The organism is Arthrobacter sp. Bi26 (assembly GCF_918697925.1).
GTDB lineage: Bacteria > Actinomycetota > Actinomycetes > Actinomycetales > Micrococcaceae > Arthrobacter.
On sequence record NZ_CAKKMF010000185.1, the window covers coordinates 1 to 3,166 of the forward strand.

The 3,166-nt window shown below is 66.4% G+C and carries 3 protein-coding genes; all 3 read left to right on the forward strand.

All coding sequences use genetic code 11. The features are described 5' to 3' along the window. The coding region (locus LQV16_RS23265) for a DUF6707 family protein (protein ID WP_229996194.1) at positions 1 to 758 on the forward strand (758 nt) is incomplete at its 5' end. A gap of 139 nt (positions 759 to 897) precedes the next feature. Then, complete coding sequence (locus tag LQV16_RS23270) at positions 898 to 1,623, forward strand: SRPBCC domain-containing protein (RefSeq protein WP_229996195.1); 726 nt, start codon at positions 898 to 900, stop codon at positions 1,621 to 1,623. A 33-nt stretch (positions 1,624 to 1,656) separates the two neighbouring features. Next, positions 1,657 to 2,955 (forward strand): tRNA guanosine(34) transglycosylase Tgt, encoded by a 1,299-nt coding sequence (gene tgt, locus LQV16_RS23275; protein WP_229996196.1) that lies wholly within the window; start codon positions 1,657 to 1,659, stop codon positions 2,953 to 2,955. Positions 2,956 to 3,166 lie beyond the last annotated feature (211 nt).

The window sequence follows — 3,166 nt, forward strand, 5'->3', positions numbered from 1 at the left end:
CCCCCGAACTTCCGGCGTCCGGCCCTTCCCCCGAACCAGAAGAGGAAGTGCGGGACGCAACGGAGTCCGACAACACGGCGGCCGCCGTCGTCGTTCCTCCCCAGCCCGTTGCCCCGCCCGCGGTGAGCGGTCCCAGCGACGCGGAGCTGGCGCTCATCCCGGCCCTCGAAGGCACGCCGGAGTCTGTCGTGGAGGCCGCGGCCGAGGCCCATCCGGGCGCCGTCGGTGTGCTCCTACTCAGTGAACGGCTCGCCAAGGGCATCAACACCAAGTCCGGGAGCTGCCTGAAGGACCTCAGCGACCTCGCGCACGAGCTCTTCGTCACCCTCAAGGACGCCGACAACGCCCTGGCGGTCGCGGACCTGCTCAACGTCCTGCCGTTCGACGGCAACCCCGACCGCTGGGCCTCCGTGGAGTCGTCCCTGGCGCTCTCCAGCTACATCTGCCGCCAGCTGGGGCAGGACCAGCGCGCCGGGATCTACGAGAAATTCCTCCGCGCGCCGGAGGCCATGGAAACGGACCCGTTCAAGGCCAGGATCAACGCCAAGGTACGCCAGCGCTCGCTCAACGAGCCCAACCTGTACGACAAGGAAATCTTCCGCTCGATCGACAACGCGAACCCGGATGCGGAACGCGAATGGCGCCTGCTGCGGCTCGAGGCGCTCCTGTTCCTGCGCGCGCACGGCGGCTCCGAAACGGTTGGCACCGTTGAGCTGGAACGCCGGATCGGCAACGAGCTCGAATCAGTCCGCGCCTGAGGCCTGTGTGGTCCTGCTGGGCCTGCCCCGTTGGGGCCTGGCGTTGGGGCCTGGCGTTGGGGCCTGGCGTTGGGGCCTGCCCGATAGGGCTTAGCGTTCGGCCCTACCCGATGGGTGCCGGGAGTTGTAGATTCACCCCATGACGAACAATCTGAGCGTTGTGATTAATTCTGACGCGCAGCAAGTTTGGACCATGCTGCGCGAACCCGCCAAGATCGCCCAATGGCACGGCTGGGTGGCCGATGACCAAGAGGCCGAAATCAACGAAATCTACTTCGGCCCCAATGTGGTCGAAGGCGCAGACCACACCTCCTTGGTGGTCGACGGCGGGGACGTCTTCACGTTGAAACCTGTCCCGACGGGCACGGAAGTCAGCGTCACCCGGGCTGCGATCGACCACAATTCCGAGTGGGCAGCCTGGGACGAGGACATCACCCAGGGCTGGCTGACCTTCCTCCACCAGTTGCGCTTCGCCCTGGAACGGCACCCGCACGGCAAGCGCCGGACCTTCTTCTTCTCCGTGCCCGGCTCTGGCGGGTCCGCGATAGAAAAACTCGGGCTCAGCGACGTCCCGGCGCCCGGGGACCCGTATTCGCTCACCCTGCCCACAGGCGAGGAGCTCTCCGGCAAGGTGTGGTTCCGCAGCAACCATCAGGTTGGCCTGACGGTCCACCACTACGCCGAGCACGGGGACGGCCTGCTGATCGTGGCGGACCAGCCCGCCATCGAGGACGTCCGGCCCGACGGCGGATCCCTCGCGATCGTGTCCACCTACGACCTCGGGGCCCACCAACTGGAGGCGGTCCGTAATTACTGGGACAAGTGGCGGGCTGAGAACTACCCCACATCGGATCCCGTCCACTAAGGCAAGGGCAGCGTTAGCTGGCACACTTGAACCGTGCCAGCCAATCCTGACTTCGCTTCTGTGCCCCCCGCGCCTGCCCGGCAGTCCGAGTTCTCCTTCCGCGTGGGCAAACGCCTGAGCGAGGCGTGCCCGCCGTCGGCCGGGCAGATTGCCACCAACGGCGGTGAGTTCTTGGGCCGGACCGGCACCATCGCCACCCCGCACGGGGAGATCCAGACCCCGGCGTTCATCGCCGTCGGCACCAAAGCCACGGTCAAATCCGTGCTGCCGGAATCCATTGCCGAGCTCGGCGCACAGGCCGTGCTGGCCAACGCATACCACCTGTACCTGCAGCCTGGCGCTGACATCCTGGACGAGGCCGGGGGCCTCGGCGCGTTCATGAACTGGCGCGGGCCCACGTTCACGGACTCCGGCGGTTTCCAGGTGATGAGCCTGGGCTCTGGGTTCAAGAAGGTCATCGACATGAAGTCGGTGGACAATTCAGGGCCGGACGACGCCGTCGCCCCCGGCAAGGAACGCCTGGCCCACGTGGACGAGGAAGGCGTGTGGTTCAAGAGCCACCTCAACGGCGACCGGCACCGCTTCAGCCCCGAGATCTCCATGAATGTCCAGCACCAGATCGGCGCGGACATCATGTTCGCCTTCGACGAGCTCACCACGCTGCAGAACTCGCGCGGCTACCAGGAGGAGTCGCTGGAACGCACCCGGCGCTGGGCCGAACGGTGCATCACCGAGCACTTCCGGCTCACGAACGAGCGCGCCGGCAAGCCCTACCAGGCGCTGTTTGGGGTGATCCAGGGTGCCCAGTACGAGGACCTGCGCCGCAAGGCCTGCCGCGACCTCGGCGCCATGAACTTCGACGGCTTCGGCATCGGCGGGGCGCTGGAGAAGGAGAACCTCGGCACGATCGTGCGCTGGTGCAACGAGGAACTGCCGGAGAACAAGCCGCGGCACCTGCTGGGCATTTCCGAACCGGACGACATCTTCACCGCCATTGAGAACGGCGCGGACACCTTCGACTGCGTCTCCCCCACCCGGGTGGCCCGCAACTCGGCGTTCTACCACCCCACCGGCCGGTACAACCTCTCCGGCGCCAAGTACAAGCGCGACTTCGGCCCGCTGCAGGAAGGCTGCGACTGCTACGCCTGCCTGAACTACTCGCGGGCCTACATCCATCACCTGTTCAAGGCCAAGGAGATGGTCTCGGCCACCCTGATCTCGATCCACAACGAGCGCTTCGTGGTGAAGATGGTGGACGACGCCCGGCTCGCCATCGAGGCCGGCAACTTCTTCGAGTTCAAGGCCGAGACGCTGGGCCGGTATTACTCCTAGAGGCTTCCCGCCGCCCCGCCGTCGAACCGCCTCGTCCCGCCCCGCCGTCGAAGTCGCCGGAACCGTGCCAGATCGCCGGAAGTTCGGAATGAATCAAGCTGTTTGTGACAGCTGGTTGGTTTTGTGGTTGATGCCGGCGTGGGCCGGGGCGGGTGGTGCGGTGGGTTTGTTTCGGTAGCGGTGAGGATGCCGGGCGTGGCAGGCGTTGAGG